Below are 15,881 nucleotides of genomic sequence, written 5' to 3'. Positions count from 1 at the left end.
TGTCCGGAGAAAATTTTCAAAACGTCTAAACCCCAGAATTTACGCGGTCTAGACTTTTATTTTGCCGTTGCAAGCCCCCTCCCTAGAAATTTGGACGCTACGATGGGCAAGGAGGATGCTGCAGCATGCGTTCCCAGTCCCTTGTGGGATGTTCAAAAAAGTCAAACATGTCAATGTAGAGCATCAGGATTATTCGCATCATTGTCGCAAGTCCGGAAAAGCTCCAGCGCCGTTCAAGGCTGCGCTGCACAAGGGTCAGGAGAAGGTTCGCGATGAGGGTTACCCAGATCTGGGTCTTGATGGCGTTCTCGCTCACCCCATAGAAGTAGCGCAGGGGAAAGTTCTGCTTAAGTTGCTTGAAAAGCGATTCGATCTGCCAGCGCCTTTGATAGATGGCGATAACTTCATCCACGCCGAGGTCGTGGCTGTTTGTCAGCAGCTGGACCTCCTGCTCCTTGCTCCCTCTCCTCGAAGTCTTGGTCTCGGCGTACGAGATAATCCGGGCCCTATGCGTTGTAGCGCCCTTGTGGAACACGACGTCCCTGACCGACCTGTTCCGGTACCTGCCATCGTCGAGCAGGACGCTCTCCGAGATCGTCTCGTAGGTCAGGTTTCTTTTCATCTTGGTCACGTAGGTAACGCCATGCTGCGTCAGATCCTCCAGCTTTTCATAGTCGATGTAGGCGCGGTCCATGGCGAGCACGTCGCCGTCGTCAAAGTCGCATGGCTTGAGCATGAAGCTGTCGTGGGTGGCCGCGGAAGTAAACTTGATGTCGCCGGGAACCCCCTCGTTCGCGCTGATGACTGTATGGACCTTTATGCCGCCTTTCTTCTTTCCAATTTTCGGGTCCCTGCCGACACCCCTGAAAACCAGGTTGGAGAACAGCGTCACCGTTGTGGAATCGATGATTTTGAGCCGTCCCAGCCATCCGGGCAGCCCGTTGAGGCGGCTGTCCGGTAAAAGTCGGCTTCTGTGCGCCCTTAGCAGGCTGAAATAGGTGTCCCCGAAGATGGACTCGCTTCTCTTCGCGTTGGCGTCCCCCAGTGATTATTCCGGAGCGGCGGAGCCGCCAGTCCGGAGAAGTGAGGGCCACTAGTCCGGCCTGACGGAGCCACCTGTTTTTTGCCCTACTGGGCTTCCGACGGGTTCAGCCCATACACTTCCCTCATGGACTTGTCAACCGACTTGTCGATGTACTCGATGTTTATCTTGTACGAGTCGAACGATATCCGGTCCATGATGGCGTCAGCAAGGGTGCTTTCGCCGTCGCATATCTGGTTGTACCAGTCCTTTTCCTCGTACTGGGAACAGAATATGGTCGACGATTTCTTGCGTCTCTTGTGGATTACCTCCAGCAGCAACCTGGCCTCGTTCTCGCGGAGCTTGAACAGCAGCCATTCGTCGATGATGAGGAGCGTCGGCTTGGTGTACTTCTGCAACGCGTTTTCGAGGGCGTGCCTGTCTTCCGCGGCGGACAGGTCCATCAGCAGGTCGGGCAGCCTGGTGAACCTTACCGAGTAGAACCGCTTGCAGGCCTCCATCCCGAACGCGCAGGCCAGATACGTCTTGCCGCTTCCGGTAGCGCCCGTGATGAAGATGTTGCGGCACTGCGATATGTACTCGCAGCTGGCGAGTTTCTGGATCAGCGCCTTGTTCAGCTTGCGTCCCGAGTGGTAGTCGATCGTAGCGACTCCCGCGTCGTTCTGCTCGAGCTCGGCCTTCTTGACGAGCCGTTCGAAGGCGTGGCTCTTGCGGCTGGCGTGTTCGGCGTCCACGAGCATGGCGAACCTCTCCTCGAAGGGGACGTCCTTCATTTTCGGGTCGTTCTGCTGGTTCCTGAACATCTCCGACATGGTCGTCATGCGCATCTCCACCAGCTTGTCGATTGTCGTGCTGACGCTCATCTTTCGCCTCCGTAGTTCCTGGCTCCGCGAGTGATTCCGCGGGCGGGCCGCCGTGCTTCGGTAGGCGGCGGGCTTGCGGACTTCCCCTTCCCGTACTGGAGTATGTCGCGGATGTTCTTGTAGCTGGGCCGGCTCGTGAACCCGAGCGCCTTGCCGCAGGCCCATTCCAGCATCGCCTCGCCGTGGCGCTTGCCGAGCTTGAGCACTCCCATGCACGCCCTGTACGACTGCTGTTCCACGCTCCCCGCCCTGAGCAGGGCGTCTATCACGGCGGCGGTCTTTTCGCCTATCCCGGAAGCCCAGCGGCGGAACCGGTCGCCGTCCCACTCGAGGTATTCCCGGTGGCCCTCGGGCATGTGCGCCTTCACCGTGGAGTACTGGCCGGGCCTTCCGCGCAGCCGCGCGTGGCTCGCGATGCGTTCGTGCCCGTAGAAGACCTCCACGGCGGTGTCGGTCAGGCGCGATTCCACCTGTTTTTTTATATACTGGTAGGGTACGGAGTAGTACATCCCGTCCAGGGCGATGTGGTAGTTGAACTGGACCGTCGACGTTTTCCACTCCGCCACTTCGAAGGGTGTGGCGGGAAGGGGCTTCAGCAGGGGGCGTTCCTCGCTCTCGAAGATTTCCCGCCTGCTGCATTCCTTCTTCTGGAACTGGCGCGCGTTGAACGTCTCCAGCCGTTCCCTTATGGCTTCGTTCAGTTCCGCGAGCGAGAAGAACTCCTCGTCGCGCAGCGCGGCCGTTATCCACGAGGATATCTTGCCGACGTTGCCCTCGACGCTCGCCTTGTCCTTGGGGTGGCGCACCCTTGCAGGGACGACGGCCGTCCCGTAGTGTTCCGCCATCTCGCCGTAGGTCCGGTTCAGCTGCGCCGTGTACCAGTCGCTGCGGGAGTGGTTTACCGCCGTCGTGCAGTTGTCGGGCACGAGCATCGTGGTCACCCCGCCGAAGTAGTCGTACATGTGCACGTGCGCCCTGATCCAGTTCCTCGTCTTCTCGTCGGTGAACGCCTCCACGTAGGTGTACTGGCTGTACGGCAGAGTCGCGACGAACAGGTGGGCGTCCATGAGTTCACCCGTGTCCGGGTCGATGACGTGCGCCGGGTCCCCGGCCCAGTCCACCTCCACGGTTTCCGCGGGGCGGCGGGGGATGCGCATTGTCGCCCTGCGTTTCTGTTCCTCCTGCTGGATGTAGTGGCAGAACTGCGAGTACATGAGCGGCTCGCGGTTGCAGAGCCGGCAGCTCTCGCAGTATTCGGTCCAAAGCAGTTTCTTCGTCACGCCGTTCCGGAGCAGCTCCTTGCGGATGTACTCGAAGTCTATCGAGTGGCTCGGCTGTGCCGGTTTCCTGTCGGGGAAGAGCGCCTTCTCGATTGTCGCGTCGTCCATGCTTTCGGCATGCGTCCAGTCGATCCTGGCCGCGTTCGCCGCCTCCACGGCACGTTTCACCGTGTTGCGGGATACGCCCGCCGTCCTTGCGATGTTCCTCTCGCTGAAGCCGAGATGCTTCAGCCGGAGGATTTCGCGGTATTTGGTCATGTGACCTCCATTGGAAAACCCGTCGCGACATTGCGACGGGCTATCCCATTATAGAGTTTTTCTTGACCGTTTGTGGGGTGGCTCTGTTCGACCGGAACGGTGGCTCCGCATTTTCCGGAAGGGTGGCTCTCTAGCACCGGACTGGTGGCTCAAAGTACGCCGGAATAATCACCCCAGCGTACTCCGCTTGGGCACGCAGCTCATCTGCAGGTGCGGCATTCTGCTCACGAATGTCAGCGCAGACGCCTCTATCTCCCGCAGGGAATCGAACCGCATCACGACCGCATAGAGCATCGAAAGCAGGTGAGTCCATGCGTCGAAGGACTTCCTGTAGCGTTCTCCGCCGGATTCCGTGCTGATTCTGAGGATTTCGTCCCTGTCGAGATACTTGCAGAGTTGCGCGAAGACCGGCTGTCCGGTAAAAAATGTACTTTTGGCCATAGCGTTTTGTTTCCCTTTGTTTTGTGGTAATTACAAGGTAAAAACAAAACGGGCAGGTTCTTCGTCTGAGGAGCCTGCCATTTTTATTTTTGGCTATATTTTTTACCGGACACTAATAATAAATTTATTTTCCTTTGATGATGTTTAAACAATCTTACGAAGATCTACTACAAAACTCGCCAAAATTCTACTATCAGCCTTATATACATCATTGTCACTATCAAATACAAAATGTTCGTGATCAGGATAATCAGAAGGTTTTGCAAATAGAGCCTTTATACAATCGGCCTCTTTATTAAGTTCTATATGAAAACAGTTTCCATCTTCAGGTTTTCTATATGGAGAAGACAATAGCCGCGCTACACTTTCGACAAAACTTTTATATTTCCAATCATCATCTTTTTTGTAGTTCACAACAATCATTGTATAAAAATAATTGCCAGTTTCGTAATGTTCATCGACCTCTTCGTTATAATCCATTTCTGGATACCATTCGAAATTCCATATATACTCTTTTTTATAATATAACCTATTTAAAAATTCCATTAGCTCTGCACAAAGTAAAGCCAATGATATTTTCACATCATCACCAATAACATTTACAATTCTATTGTGCAATAAGCAGACCTTATCTATAATTCGTTTCCATTCCCTAATAGGAATTTGTGATAAAACTGAATGACAGAATACTTGAGCAAATTGTTTTGAAACAACCGCTTCATCTATATTTCCTGCAAGTTTTTCCCAAGGTTCTATCAAATTAGATGCAATAAAACCATTATCAATTTTATATGTACTCGTAACAAAACGATCAAGATATTTTTCTGCAAAAAATGATTCATCATTCTTTGAACGACCAAAAGCATCACAGATATTTCCATACAATTCTTTTTTATTCATCGCCAGCAATTGAATTATGGGAGCATCCGCACAGATATGATGCAATCTGTTCAAAACTTTCAGTGCGTAATTAGGAAGGCAACGATCTAATTCATCTACAACAAAAAGTATGTATTTATGTTCATATGCCATATACGAACAAAGCATATCATTAACACGATCGATTGTTTCTCGCACACCCAAAAAAGAATTAAACGCCTTTAAATCAATATAAGGCTCTCCATAAATAGTCTTAACATCTCCTATTGCAGAATTGATTGCATTAATATCAATGGATGTGTACTTTTTTACAAGTCCCTTTGCTACCAAAGAAAAAACTTTTCGCATTGCTTTATAATATTTTTTTCTTTGCACATCAGGATTGTCACGCTCCTTTTTATTCAAAGAATTTGCAAAAACCGTTAAAATTCCAACTAAAGGCTCCTCGTAAAAATCATTTTCCCAAGAATCATAATGAAATATCAGGAATTCATTCTTTAATTTTTCTTCGATTTGCCGTAAAATAAAGGTTTTTCCACAACCCCATTCACCATCCAAAGCTATGGCAGCACCTAAACGGGATGCTCTGCGTTCGCGTATAATATCGCAAATATCATTAACGACCACATCTCTTTTTAGTAAATCTTTTGATTTTACGGAATCCCCATTTTTGGATTTCACATATTCTTTTAGCATTTCATCAAATTCATCTACCATATAAACCTTCCTATACAATCACATTTAGTGTTCGTCTGCCATATTAATAGGTATCGGTCCCATTCCTTTCTTATCAAACTTATAGCGAATTAATGAAGAATATTGTTCTTCATGTGTTGAGAGCAACAAAAAGAGGTCGCTAAAAGAATGACGTAATGTTTCAGTAAATCCCCAAACATTGATATCATCAATAGTTTGGATTGGATCATCAATTGCTAACAAATTGACTTTACTATACAATTGATTTAGTGACAAAATAAATGAAAAAATAACAGCAACCAGCTGACCCGAACTCAAATTATAAAGCGCGTCTACATCAGATTTGTATTCGGTAACAAACAGAACCCTCTTTTGATCAGGACTATATTTCATGAACAAACCTCTGCCATAAAAGTTATCTTGCATGATTCGTCCTGTATATATATAGTCGTCCCTTAAAATCCCGCCCAGCCCGCATAACTATTGGGAAAAACTGATTTCTACCCTGTGAAAATATTGCAAGGTTTTCTAAAATATGATTGAAAACCTTGCAATTTTTTATGTACAGACCGCCAAAATCCCACGCACAGACAAGCCTTTTCTGTTCCCTTGAGGAGCAGTTGAACCACAAGCATTCCCTCTACGTTCTCGCGAACAAGATTGACTGGAACAAGTTCGAGACCGAGTTTTCGAAACGGTTTGACGACAAAATGGGTGCGCCGAACAAGCCGATCCGTCTCATGACCGGGCTCATCATCCTGAAGCACATCCGCAACGTATCGGACGAGTCCGTCGTGGAGCAGTTTCAGGAAAACGCCTATTACCAGTATTTTTGCGGAGAACGGTTCTTCTCGACGGAGCAACCCTGCGACCCGAGCGAACTTGTTCACTTCCGGCACATGATTGGCGAAGCGGGCATGGACATGATCCTCAAGGAAAGTATCCTCGTCAACGATGACCACGATAAACAAGGACCGACAGGATGCGGCACGGTCTTTCTTGACACGACCGTGCAGGAAAAGAACATCACGTTCCCTACAGACGCCAAACTTGCGAACAAGATAATAGAACAGGTACAGAGGATCGTGGAAGAGCATGATCTTCCGCAAAGACAGTCCTACAAGAGAACCTTGAAGAAGGTCCATCGTGACCAGCGTTTCCGCAATCACCCGAAGAACGGCAAGAAGGCTCACAAGGCAGATCGCAGGCTGAAGACAATCGCGGGACGGCTCGTCCGTGAATTAGAGCGAAATCTCGCCAGCAAGAACTTGTTGAACACGTACAAAGAAAAAATCGAGCTTTTCAAAAAAGTTCTGGCACAGAAGAAATGCGACAAGGACAAGGTCTATTCGCTTCACGAACCCGAAGTAAAATGCATCGGCAAGGGCAAGGAACACAAGAAATACGAGTTCGGCAACAAGGTGTCAATCGCCCGGAGCTACAGCGGCATCATTGTCGGCGCGGTCTCGTTCCGGGACGAGTATGACGGACATACGATAGACGATACGCTTGACCATGTTGAACAAATGCTTGGATTCAGGCCGAGCCAGGCCGCATGCGACCGAGGCTACCGCGGACAAAAGGAATCCGGAACGACAAAGATCGTGATACCGGACGTCCCGAAGAAAAACGCGACTTACTACCAGAAGGAAAAGGCTCACAAGCTTTTTTGCAAGAGGGCAGGCATCGAGCCTATCAACGGCCACCTGAAAAGCGACCACCGTATGGGTAGAAATTTCTACAAGGGAATCTTTGGCGACATGCTCAATGCAAAGCTTGCAGCAGCGGCGTTCAACTTCAAGAGGGCCATGAGGCGCTTTTTTGTCCTGTTGGAATGGCTATACTGTTGCTTCCTTTGCCGGGAAGGGGTGAATAAAAACGGCGAACCTCCTTATCCTGCGCTCGCGAAGTGACTTTTTAAGGGTCAACTATATAGAATAAAATTTCTATTTCACTCACAACCTTTTTCAAATGTTCTTTTCTTTTTTCATTTAAATTATTTTTTATTACTTTTAGATGCTGAATTTGACTTTTACAATACTCACATTTTTTTTGAGCGAGTTTTATTCGAGATGATAATTTTTGATATCGCTCAGATTCAGATTTATTCCAACAATAAGCAAGATAATTTCGTTTCTTTTCAATTGTATCCAAATTAAGCTTTATGTCTTCAATATATTTTACATAAGTATCATATATTTTATTTATACTTGCAAAGTTTATATTTTCAGGAACATCCTTTATTTTAGCTTCAAGTGGAGCTATAATTAAATTTTGTAATGACTCTTCATTAAAAACGACATTTTCATCTAATTTGAGGATTTTTTTTATTCTTTTCAAAAGAGTCGCTGTATCATCTAAATTTTTACTCTTACAACTCTCGTACATATCAAAGGAGTTGTCCTTATTAAAAAAGAACTCTATTGGTTTTACAATTTTTTCTTCAAGTAGAATTTGGATTTTGTCCGCTATTTTTTTTGCATTGTCGTAAAGAAGGCCCTGTGATGTTTTAAATTCAGGTTTATATTTGTCCACATGTTCTATAAGTAATTCTGGACTTTTGAAATTCGTACCACAAATCGGGCATTCATTAAGAGCAATTAAAACGACATCGCCTTTTATAATTTCATTTATTTCTTCTCTTGCATTTTGCAGCCTTACAATGATTTTTTGCAACTCATTTCCAGATTCGACTGTTGATCGAAGAATCTCAAAAGCATTTTGAATTTCTTCCATATCATCATTGCGGACAATATCTGTGAAAAAATTTTTTATTGATTCAAGAAAATCTATATTGCTTTGGGAAACGGAAAAAGATCTTATTGAGGGCTTGATTAAATCTTTATACTCTTTTATACGAGGAATATTCGCCTTATTTCGCTGAGCCCAGGAATAAAAGACAATATTGTTTAAATCATGATGATTTAATATCTCTCGAATTTCTGTATTCAATTTCCATTGATTAAACAAATCCCGATTTTTTATGAATTCCTGAATTTTATCTAAAACACCGTCTTTGCGTAAAAAAGCATCATACTCTTCGTATGACAGCGCAGTATTTTCAATATCCCAGAGCTGATCTGATTTACATAGTTTAATGTATTCGCAAGAGGATTGACTTTCAGATTTTTTTAATGTCGCTTGTTCTTTTTGCAATCCATCTATTTCTTTCTCGAACTGTTTTTCCTTCACACTAAATATTTTTTGAGCTTTTTCGGCTTTTTCAATATATTCATCCATCCAATCTGTATTGAAAAAAGAGTCAATAATCCTTGTTTTTTCAGCATCTTTACATTTTAAAAACGCTGTTGCATCCTCTTGACTTACATAATTCAACAAATTATAATTTGACAAGATTTTTCTTATGCTCTGCTCTTTTTCTTTTGCAATGCAGCTTCCATCTTCTAAACAAATTTTCTGAATAAAAGAAGAAAAATTAAGAGGATTCTTTATTTCACTTGTTTTTGATTCACTGGAAAATAAAACTATTTCTCCATTTAACAGAGTTTTTACACATACCTTCACAATAGGCAGCGCGCTATTCCACGCCAAAGGAACCGTATCATGGTTATAATTGTATTTTTTATTATTAGTGTCCGATAAAAAATATAGCCAAAAATAAAAATGGCAGGCTCCTCAGACGAAGAACCTGCCCGTTTTGTTTTTACCTTGTAATTACCACAAAACAAAGGGAAACAAAACGCTATGGCCAAAAGTACATTTTTTACCGGACAGCCGGTCTTCGCGCAACTCTGCAAGTATCTCGACAGGGACGAAATCCTCAGAATCAGCACGGAATCCGGCGGAGAACGCTACAGAAAGTCCTTTGACGCATGGACTCACCTGCTTTCGATGCTCTATGCGGTCGTGATGCGGTTCGATTCCCTGCGGGAGATAGAGGCGTCTGCGCTGACATTCGTGAGCAGAATGCCGCACCTGCAGATGAGCTGCGTGCCCAAGCGGAGTACGCTGGGGGACGCCAACGCGAAGAGAAGCGAGTCCATCTTCGGGGACACCTATTTCAGCCTGCTAAGAGCGCACAGAAGCCGACTTTTACCGGACAGCCGCCTCAACGGGCTGCCCGGATGGCTGGGACGGCTCAAAATCATCGATTCCACAACGGTGACGCTGTTCTCCAACCTGGTTTTCAGGGGTGTCGGCAGGGACCCGAAAATTGGAAAGAAGAAAGGCGGCATAAAGGTCCATACAGTCATCAGCGCGAACGAGGGGGTTCCCGGCGACATCAAGTTTACTTCCGCGGCCACCCACGACAGCTTCATGCTCAAGCCATGCGACTTTGACGACGGCGACGTGCTCGCCATGGACCGCGCCTACATCGACTATGAAAAGCTGGAGGATCTGACGCAGCATGGCGTTACCTACGTGACCAAGATGAAAAGAAACCTGACCTACGAGACGATCTCGGAGAGCGTCCTGCTCGACGATGGCAGGTACCGGAACAGGTCGGTCAGGGACGTCGTGTTCCACAAGGGCGCTACAACGCATAGGGCCCGGATTATCTCGTACACCGAGACCAAGACTTCGAGGAGAGGGAGCAAGGAGCAGGAGGTCCAGCTGCTGACAAACAGCCACGACCTCGGCGTGGATGAAGTTATCGCCATCTATCAAAGGCGCTGGCAGATCGAATCGCTTTTCAAGCAACTTAAGCAGAACTTTCCCCTGCGCTACTTCTATGGGGTAAGCGAGAACGCCATCAAGACCCAGATCTGGGTAACCCTCATCGCGAACCTTCTCCTGACCCTTGTGCAGCGCAGCCTTGAACGGCGCTGGAGCTTTTCCGGACTTGCGACAATGATGCGAATAATCCTGATGCTCTACATTGACATGTTTGACTTTTTTGAACATCCCACAAGGGACTGGGAACGCATGCTGCAGCATCCACCTTGCCCATCGTAGCGTCCAAATTTCTAGGGAGGGGGCTTGCAACGGCAAAATCAAAGTCTAGACCGCGTAAATTCTGGGGTCTAGACGCTTTGAAAATTTTCTCCGGACACTAATAATTTTTTATCATGCAGCCCTTCGTAATTTGACAGGCGCTTTATTTGATTAGTAAAAGCGAGTTCCACGGCATCAAAAATGGTAGTCTTCCCAAATCCATTTTTTCCGCCTAAAATCACACTATTCGCATTGTTAAAAAAAATAGTTTTATTTTCAAATCCCTTAAAATTAATCATTTCTATAGACAGGATTTTAATATTAATCATTGGAAATTGCCTCCAATTCTTTTTCAATGCAATGTTCAATTGTGTCTTTGTCGTTTTTTAACGAAGTCAACCATTTATACGTATCATTTATTTGTTCGTTGCTTGTGGAAAAATTCTTTTCCACCTCAATATTTTCAGAACTTTCGACTTGTATTTTAAAAAAAGGAAGTTTATGAGCTATTTCATATAGCAGAGAAAATGGGCTGCAATTATCTGTTTTCAATTCATCAAAATATAGGGGATTTAAAAGACAGGTGTTTATATCATCTGATATCTTTGTAGCCAAATCATCCCAAGCACTTTTTTCATAAAGTAAAACATATTTTTTGAAATAAAAGGGATTATTTTCTATTTTTACAGATTCATTCCGAATTTCTGTTGTAATTGAATCAACCTCATTTAAATATAATAGTGATACATTTTTTTCAAAAGCTTCATAACGTTTTTCTTCGATTTCTTTTTCACAAATCTTAAAAAAAAGATCCTGATTGTTGACATCAAAAGAATGTGTTACAATCCAAAAATCATTATTATTTAGGCCTGATAATATTAAATACTCATCCTTAGCTATCAGAGTTTTATATCCATATCTCTTGAATATTTTTTCAATGTACGATTTAATAGTTTCCATTAATTTTATCCTCGATGCTTAAAAGACCAACCTTTTTCTGATGAAAAATATTGCTTTCATTTTTTTGCACATAATTAAAAATGCTATACTGATTACATACATCTTGAACTGTTTTTTGGATGTCTCCAACAAGCCAATCATATTCATATAAGACGTTTAAATTTGGCGCATTTTCATAGATTTTACTGCAAATGAGTTCTGGGCGCATTGATCGCGAAAATGCTGCAGGAGTTTCTTTTTTTGGAGAAATCCAGTTTAATTCATCATTTAATTTTGGAGTTTTGGAAACAACTTCATAAACACTCGAATTTGTATCCTCATTAATGATATTTGCTAACAAGCGAACATCTCGTTGATTAAAATTCTGTCTAGGATGAAGTCGAGTTAAAAAATCAAAAAAAGAATCATCATCAAAGCGTTGAATATTAGTGACAGTCTCATTGATTTTCTTTTCTAAAATATCATCTTCTTCAAATTGCAAGAATTCAAGCAAATCGTTAATCAACCAAATTCTCGCATATTGAACAATACTACTTTTATCAAGTAAAATTATTTTTTCTTCTCTGTGCACAATTTCATAAATATCTTGCAAAGGAATCCGATCTCTTCTTGCAACATCTCTCAATGGATAATCAAGTCCAAATGACATTTGATGTATTTGCAGAACCCTATCATCAATCAACTTGTACAAAGATGCTGATTTTTTTTGACATGTAGCTTCATCGCAACAAGCTAACTTTTTTACTAAAGCCTCTATTAATTGAATTAAATCTTTTGACGTACAAAAAGTTGCTGTCGACGTAAACTGATATGCAATAATTGGACTATTTACGTTAACATTTTTATTTGTATGAAAATATAAGATTGCATGAATTGCTTTAGGGGATGCATTTTTCTTATCCACCATTTTATTGAATTCATCAGTATAATTCTTTATTTTTTTTTCATTTTTACATTGATGCATACTGACAATATCATCATTTGCATCAAGTATGGAAAAATCCTCAAATGAATCAAGGTTCAAAAAATAATCAGGGCATATTCCGCCTGAAGTTGACTCTATAAGTCTTAAGCAATGATATAATGCACATAAACCTTGATATACGAAGCCTGACCAGCTTCCAATGGCAGTATTATCAATAATCGACATTTTATTACTTTGCTAATAATTTTCTTAAAGTGAGACCTTTACAAAAATATAATTTATCTTACTCTACCACAACTTGGCCGTTCATGAGGAGCGGAAGGAGTTTGTCGCGGAGGGCGGTGAGTTTTTGATTTTCTTTGATAATCTTAGATTTTTTCTTTTCAATATCCAAAGAAATTTTTGCAAATTTTTCTAACAAGTCATCTGAAGGAATTTCGCACATGTAATCTTCAACACCAGAGAATATTAGTCCCAAGATATTAGTGCCGTTGGCGAACTTGGAAATATACGCATGATAGAACTTTGTATTGAAAAGTCTATTCAAATAAAATTTTAAATTTTCTTTTTCAAGTTTGATTGTATTGACGTGGTGTGAAGATACAATGTCGCCATCAAAGATATCAGGCACAAGCATAGACCTACCGATAATATCCTTTTGCGGATCTATTGCCGTTTGCTGGGTATTACACATGACAAAATCAAATGGTTTCAGCACCTTTTCATCGGTATATTCGCCTTTATAGTATTTGATCCCCTTTTCATTATAGGATTCATTAGGAGAAAACGATGCCAAATTTATCATGGGAACGCCGTCGCCTTCAGCACCTAATGTCGGAGTGCTATAAGAAACGCCACGATTAGTCTTAAACAAATCTCCCAAGCGAACCACTTCCCAACCCACAGGGATTTCGCGTTTGAGGGTTGGGTTGTAGGTCATGGGTCCGCCGGTGGTTTTGTAGGGGAGGCCGTTTTTGTCGGGGAAGTCGTATTGGACGAACCAGTAGTCGTATAGGCGTTTTGCCATTGCTTCAAGTTTCTGGTTCATTTTTTTGTTCAGGGCGATTTTGTCGTCTAATGCGGAAAGAACAGCAGCGATTTTCTTTTGCTCTGATAATGGAGGAACAAATACTTTGCATGCCTTTATCGCATCTGGAGATGTATGACGAATTTTTGTTTGCTGAGCGGCAGCACTAAGTTGTTCCTTTACGCATTTAGAAGGAATTAAATAATACGCAAAATCATGGTCAATCATTCCTTTTTTGCAAGTAACCTTTGCCACATCCTGGCTCTGAATATACTTACCGCTTTCAGGGATAATCGCCGTAGATCCAAGCAATCCAATAGCCTGTTCGGTCAACGGAGTAATAATATCACCCTTTTCCATTATAAATTCAGGCTTTATCTTTCCAACATAATATAAATCGTCTTTTGATTTATTTTCCTTAAAGGAATTATTCACATAGTCGAAGTTTCCACATGTCAAGCGAATGTATTCGCCTTCTGTAGAATAGAACTCCCCAGGCAAACTCATGCCACGAGTCACTTCAATCAAATCACCTAATTTATACTCTTTCAATTCCATATTCAAGTTCACCAAGATTCTTTTTTATTGCCACACGGATTCGAAATTGCTAACGCAATTTCTTGGTTAATTTTCCTTTTTGAAATTCGTTATACGTTCCCATTTTAACGAGGTTTCCCCAAAGTTCACCAACAATCCAACATCTTTTTTTGCAGCGTTCAAATAATTCAATACTTGAGCTTTGTGCGGTTTCGACAATACACTCACTGATTTTAGTTCAACGATTATTTTGTCATAACAGATGAAATCCGCATAGTATTCTTTCTTCAGCGGTTTTCCCTTATAAAATACAGGGAGCAGTTTTTCTCTCTCATACGGGATACCTTGCATTTTAAACTCTTCTTCCAAGGCTTCTTGATACACGGCTTCAAGGAATCCATGACCTAATTCATTATGGACTTCAAAACAAGCCTTTATTATATTTCCCGTTTCGTTTTCGTTAATTATCATACATATTCCTTGATTTTCCGTTAGGAAAATCGAATCCGTGTGGCTATAGCGTTCTGATCAACACTGTCATCTATTTTCCTTGATTGAGAATTTTCCAAAAGCCTATTTTCTTGCTTCCTTCTCGTTCAATAATTCCTTTTTCCTGCAAAGTTTTGAGTGCCCTGGCAACGGTACTATCAGAAAGGTTTGTATTTGCAACCAATTGTTCACGTGTAATTTCATTATTTTTTTCAATCTGCTTTAAAACCTTTGATTCCGATTTGGTCGTTTTTATTGTGTCATTTATTGTATCATTTATTGTGTCATTTATTGTGTCATTTATTGTGTCATTATTAGGGTCACTCATTTTTGCCCTATAAAAGTTGACCCTAAGCAAATCACCGATTTCAAGGAATTCGGGCGGTCGGATCTTGAGTTCCTTGCAAGTATCAATAATCTTTTTGAGTCCAGTTCCCCAACCTTCGACCACGCCCAGTTTTTCGCAGACCGATGCCAGGAGTTTATTCCGAATAGAAGACCGTCCAGAAAGAGCCTCTTCCAGAGTCAGCGTTCCATACAAGGCCCCAGGTGACGAAATCTCCACGCGGTCATCGTAAACCGCGACTTGCACGCAGGAACTCATCATGTAATTGCGGTGGATAACCGCATTTAAGATTAGTTCACGCAAAGCCTTCTCCGGCAATTCGCAAGATTCCCGACGGTAAAGTCCTTCAAACTTGACAATCGTCTTGAGATAAGTTTGTACAAACTTAAACGCTCCGTCAACTTGATCCAGCAAGGGGCCTTCAAAGTCCTTCTTGTCTAAAAATTCAACCCGGTCCTTTCCGCGGAAACGAGCACATTGAATCTTGCAAAAGAAATCAGGGATTCCTGCAAAAATCGCATAGGCATTAGTGGCAACCAAAGACCCGCCGTCTTCACGGAGTAGGCCCGTATTGAAAAGAAAATCCTTGGGAATCCTTTTTCCGCTATGACTTTCAAAATTCCGGCACAGTCGCTGCACATCCCTTCTGGATACTTTCAGTTCTGCACGAGGGAGTTCATCATAATAGCGGCGCTGTTTCTTTAAATTCAGTTCAAACAGCGTGTTGGCATCGGCCAATCGGGTCGTGGCTCCAAGGCGAATAAATGTCCCGCTTTCAATACCAAGTTTTTTGAGATAATAAGGCGTGCTATTACCAGGAAAAACTTCCGCTACCAAGACAACGCGGTCATTTACCGATTCCTGATAGATGTCGAATACAATTTGCGGGTTGCAGGCCTGAGCAATGGCATCTGCGATTGAGTCCTTGAGTTTAAAAATGTCCGCATGGGCGGGCAGGCCGACAACCTGTCGTTCATCATTGACGCCTACAACAAACCTGCCACCGGCACCATTTGCAAAGGCGACGATTGTCTTCAGCCACTTGTGGGATTCCCTAGGGAGTTCCTGTTTGAACTCCAAGGTCCGGCTTTCACCCAGTTTGATTTCTTTTTCCAAACTCATATTTATTCCCATCTTTAATTAAACATTCACTTAGATTGCTTCGTCCCCTTACAGGGTCCTCGCAATGACGTTGTTATCAATTCTCCTTGATTTTCCGTTAGGGAAATCGCATCCGTGTGG

General features: G+C 43.6%; 15 protein-coding genes. 2 read left to right on the top strand and 13 right to left on the bottom strand.

Features of this window, described 5'->3' with window-relative positions:
* Positions 1–97 precede the first annotated feature (97 nt).
* From BGX16_RS06725 to BGX16_RS06700, 6 genes are all read right to left on the bottom strand, one after another.
* Positions 98–1,045: an IS4 family transposase gene (locus BGX16_RS06725; RefSeq protein WP_100425359.1), complete on the bottom strand. Its 948-nt coding sequence runs from the start codon at positions 1,043–1,045 to the stop codon at positions 98–100.
* 83 nt (positions 1,046–1,128) lie between these two features.
* Positions 1,129–1,905 (bottom strand): IS21-like element helper ATPase IstB, encoded by a 777-nt coding sequence (istB, locus tag BGX16_RS06720; protein ID WP_100424728.1) that lies wholly within the window; start codon positions 1,903–1,905, stop codon positions 1,129–1,131.
* Positions 1,902–3,443, bottom strand: coding sequence for an IS21 family transposase (istA, locus tag BGX16_RS06715; RefSeq protein WP_100424729.1), 1,542 nt, complete (start codon positions 3,441–3,443; stop codon positions 1,902–1,904). Before istA ends, istB begins: the two co-directional genes overlap by 4 nt.
* A 168-nt stretch (positions 3,444–3,611) precedes the next feature.
* A complete protein-coding gene (locus BGX16_RS06710) occupies positions 3,612–3,884 on the bottom strand; it encodes a DUF4372 domain-containing protein (RefSeq protein WP_100425358.1) in 273 nt (90 codons plus the stop codon).
* A gap of 144 nt (positions 3,885–4,028) precedes the next feature.
* Positions 4,029–5,480, bottom strand: coding sequence for a KAP family P-loop NTPase fold protein (locus tag BGX16_RS06705; RefSeq protein ID WP_100425357.1), 1,452 nt, complete (start codon positions 5,478–5,480; stop codon positions 4,029–4,031).
* A 24-nt stretch (positions 5,481–5,504) separates the two neighbouring features.
* Positions 5,505–5,885 (bottom strand): hypothetical protein, encoded by a 381-nt coding sequence (locus tag BGX16_RS06700; protein WP_157797917.1) that lies wholly within the window; start codon positions 5,883–5,885, stop codon positions 5,505–5,507.
* Between the two features lie 134 nt (positions 5,886–6,019).
* Between BGX16_RS06700 and BGX16_RS06695 the strand changes: the two genes are divergently transcribed.
* Entirely contained in the window at positions 6,020–7,372 is a 1,353-nt protein-coding gene (locus tag BGX16_RS06695; protein WP_198514820.1) for an IS5 family transposase, read from the top strand.
* A gap of 4 nt (positions 7,373–7,376) precedes the next feature.
* On the opposite strand, the gene BGX16_RS06690 is transcribed toward BGX16_RS06695, so the two are convergent.
* On the bottom strand, positions 7,377–9,011 hold the full coding sequence (locus tag BGX16_RS06690) for a hypothetical protein (protein ID WP_100425355.1): 1,635 nt from the start codon (positions 9,009–9,011) through the stop codon (positions 7,377–7,379).
* Positions 9,012–9,164: 153 nt separating this feature from the next.
* Here BGX16_RS06690 and BGX16_RS06685 point away from each other — a divergent pair, with 153 nt between their 5' ends.
* The gene (locus BGX16_RS06685) at positions 9,165–10,376 is read left to right on the top strand and encodes an IS4 family transposase (protein WP_100425354.1); all 1,212 of its coding nucleotides are present in this window, start codon (positions 9,165–9,167) and stop codon (positions 10,374–10,376) included.
* 68 nt (positions 10,377–10,444) lie between these two features.
* On the opposite strand, the gene BGX16_RS06680 is transcribed toward BGX16_RS06685, so the two are convergent.
* The 6 genes from BGX16_RS06680 to BGX16_RS06655 all read right to left on the bottom strand — a co-directional run bounded on the left by BGX16_RS06680 (position 10,445) and on the right by BGX16_RS06655 (position 15,761).
* The gene (locus BGX16_RS06680; RefSeq protein ID WP_100425353.1) at positions 10,445–10,684 is read right to left on the bottom strand and encodes an AAA family ATPase; all 240 of its coding nucleotides are present in this window, start codon (positions 10,682–10,684) and stop codon (positions 10,445–10,447) included.
* Positions 10,677–11,315 (bottom strand): ABC-three component system middle component 1, encoded by a 639-nt coding sequence (locus BGX16_RS06675; RefSeq protein ID WP_100425352.1) that lies wholly within the window; start codon positions 11,313–11,315, stop codon positions 10,677–10,679. The genes BGX16_RS06680 and BGX16_RS06675 overlap by 8 nt, the downstream gene beginning before the upstream one ends.
* The gene (locus BGX16_RS06670) at positions 11,302–12,465 is read right to left on the bottom strand and encodes an ABC-three component system protein (RefSeq protein WP_100425351.1); all 1,164 of its coding nucleotides are present in this window, start codon (positions 12,463–12,465) and stop codon (positions 11,302–11,304) included. The genes BGX16_RS06675 and BGX16_RS06670 overlap by 14 nt, the downstream gene beginning before the upstream one ends.
* 58 nt (positions 12,466–12,523) lie before the next feature.
* Positions 12,524–13,825, bottom strand: coding sequence for a restriction endonuclease subunit S (locus tag BGX16_RS06665; protein ID WP_100425350.1), 1,302 nt, complete (start codon positions 13,823–13,825; stop codon positions 12,524–12,526).
* A 66-nt stretch (positions 13,826–13,891) separates the two neighbouring features.
* Positions 13,892–14,275: a GxxExxY protein gene (locus BGX16_RS06660; protein WP_100425349.1), complete on the bottom strand. Its 384-nt coding sequence runs from the start codon at positions 14,273–14,275 to the stop codon at positions 13,892–13,894.
* Positions 14,276–14,345: 70 nt separating this feature from the next.
* Positions 14,346–15,761 (bottom strand): ATP-binding protein, encoded by a 1,416-nt coding sequence (locus BGX16_RS06655; RefSeq protein WP_198514876.1) that lies wholly within the window; start codon positions 15,759–15,761, stop codon positions 14,346–14,348.
* Positions 15,762–15,881 lie beyond the last annotated feature (120 nt).

It is taken from the genome of Hallerella succinigenes (genome assembly GCF_002797675.1).
GTDB classification, from domain to species: domain Bacteria; phylum Fibrobacterota; class Fibrobacteria; order Fibrobacterales; family Fibrobacteraceae; genus Hallerella; species Hallerella succinigenes.
Note: the sequence above shows the minus strand (reverse complement) of the source record. Positions and strands in the feature narration are given on the sequence as shown.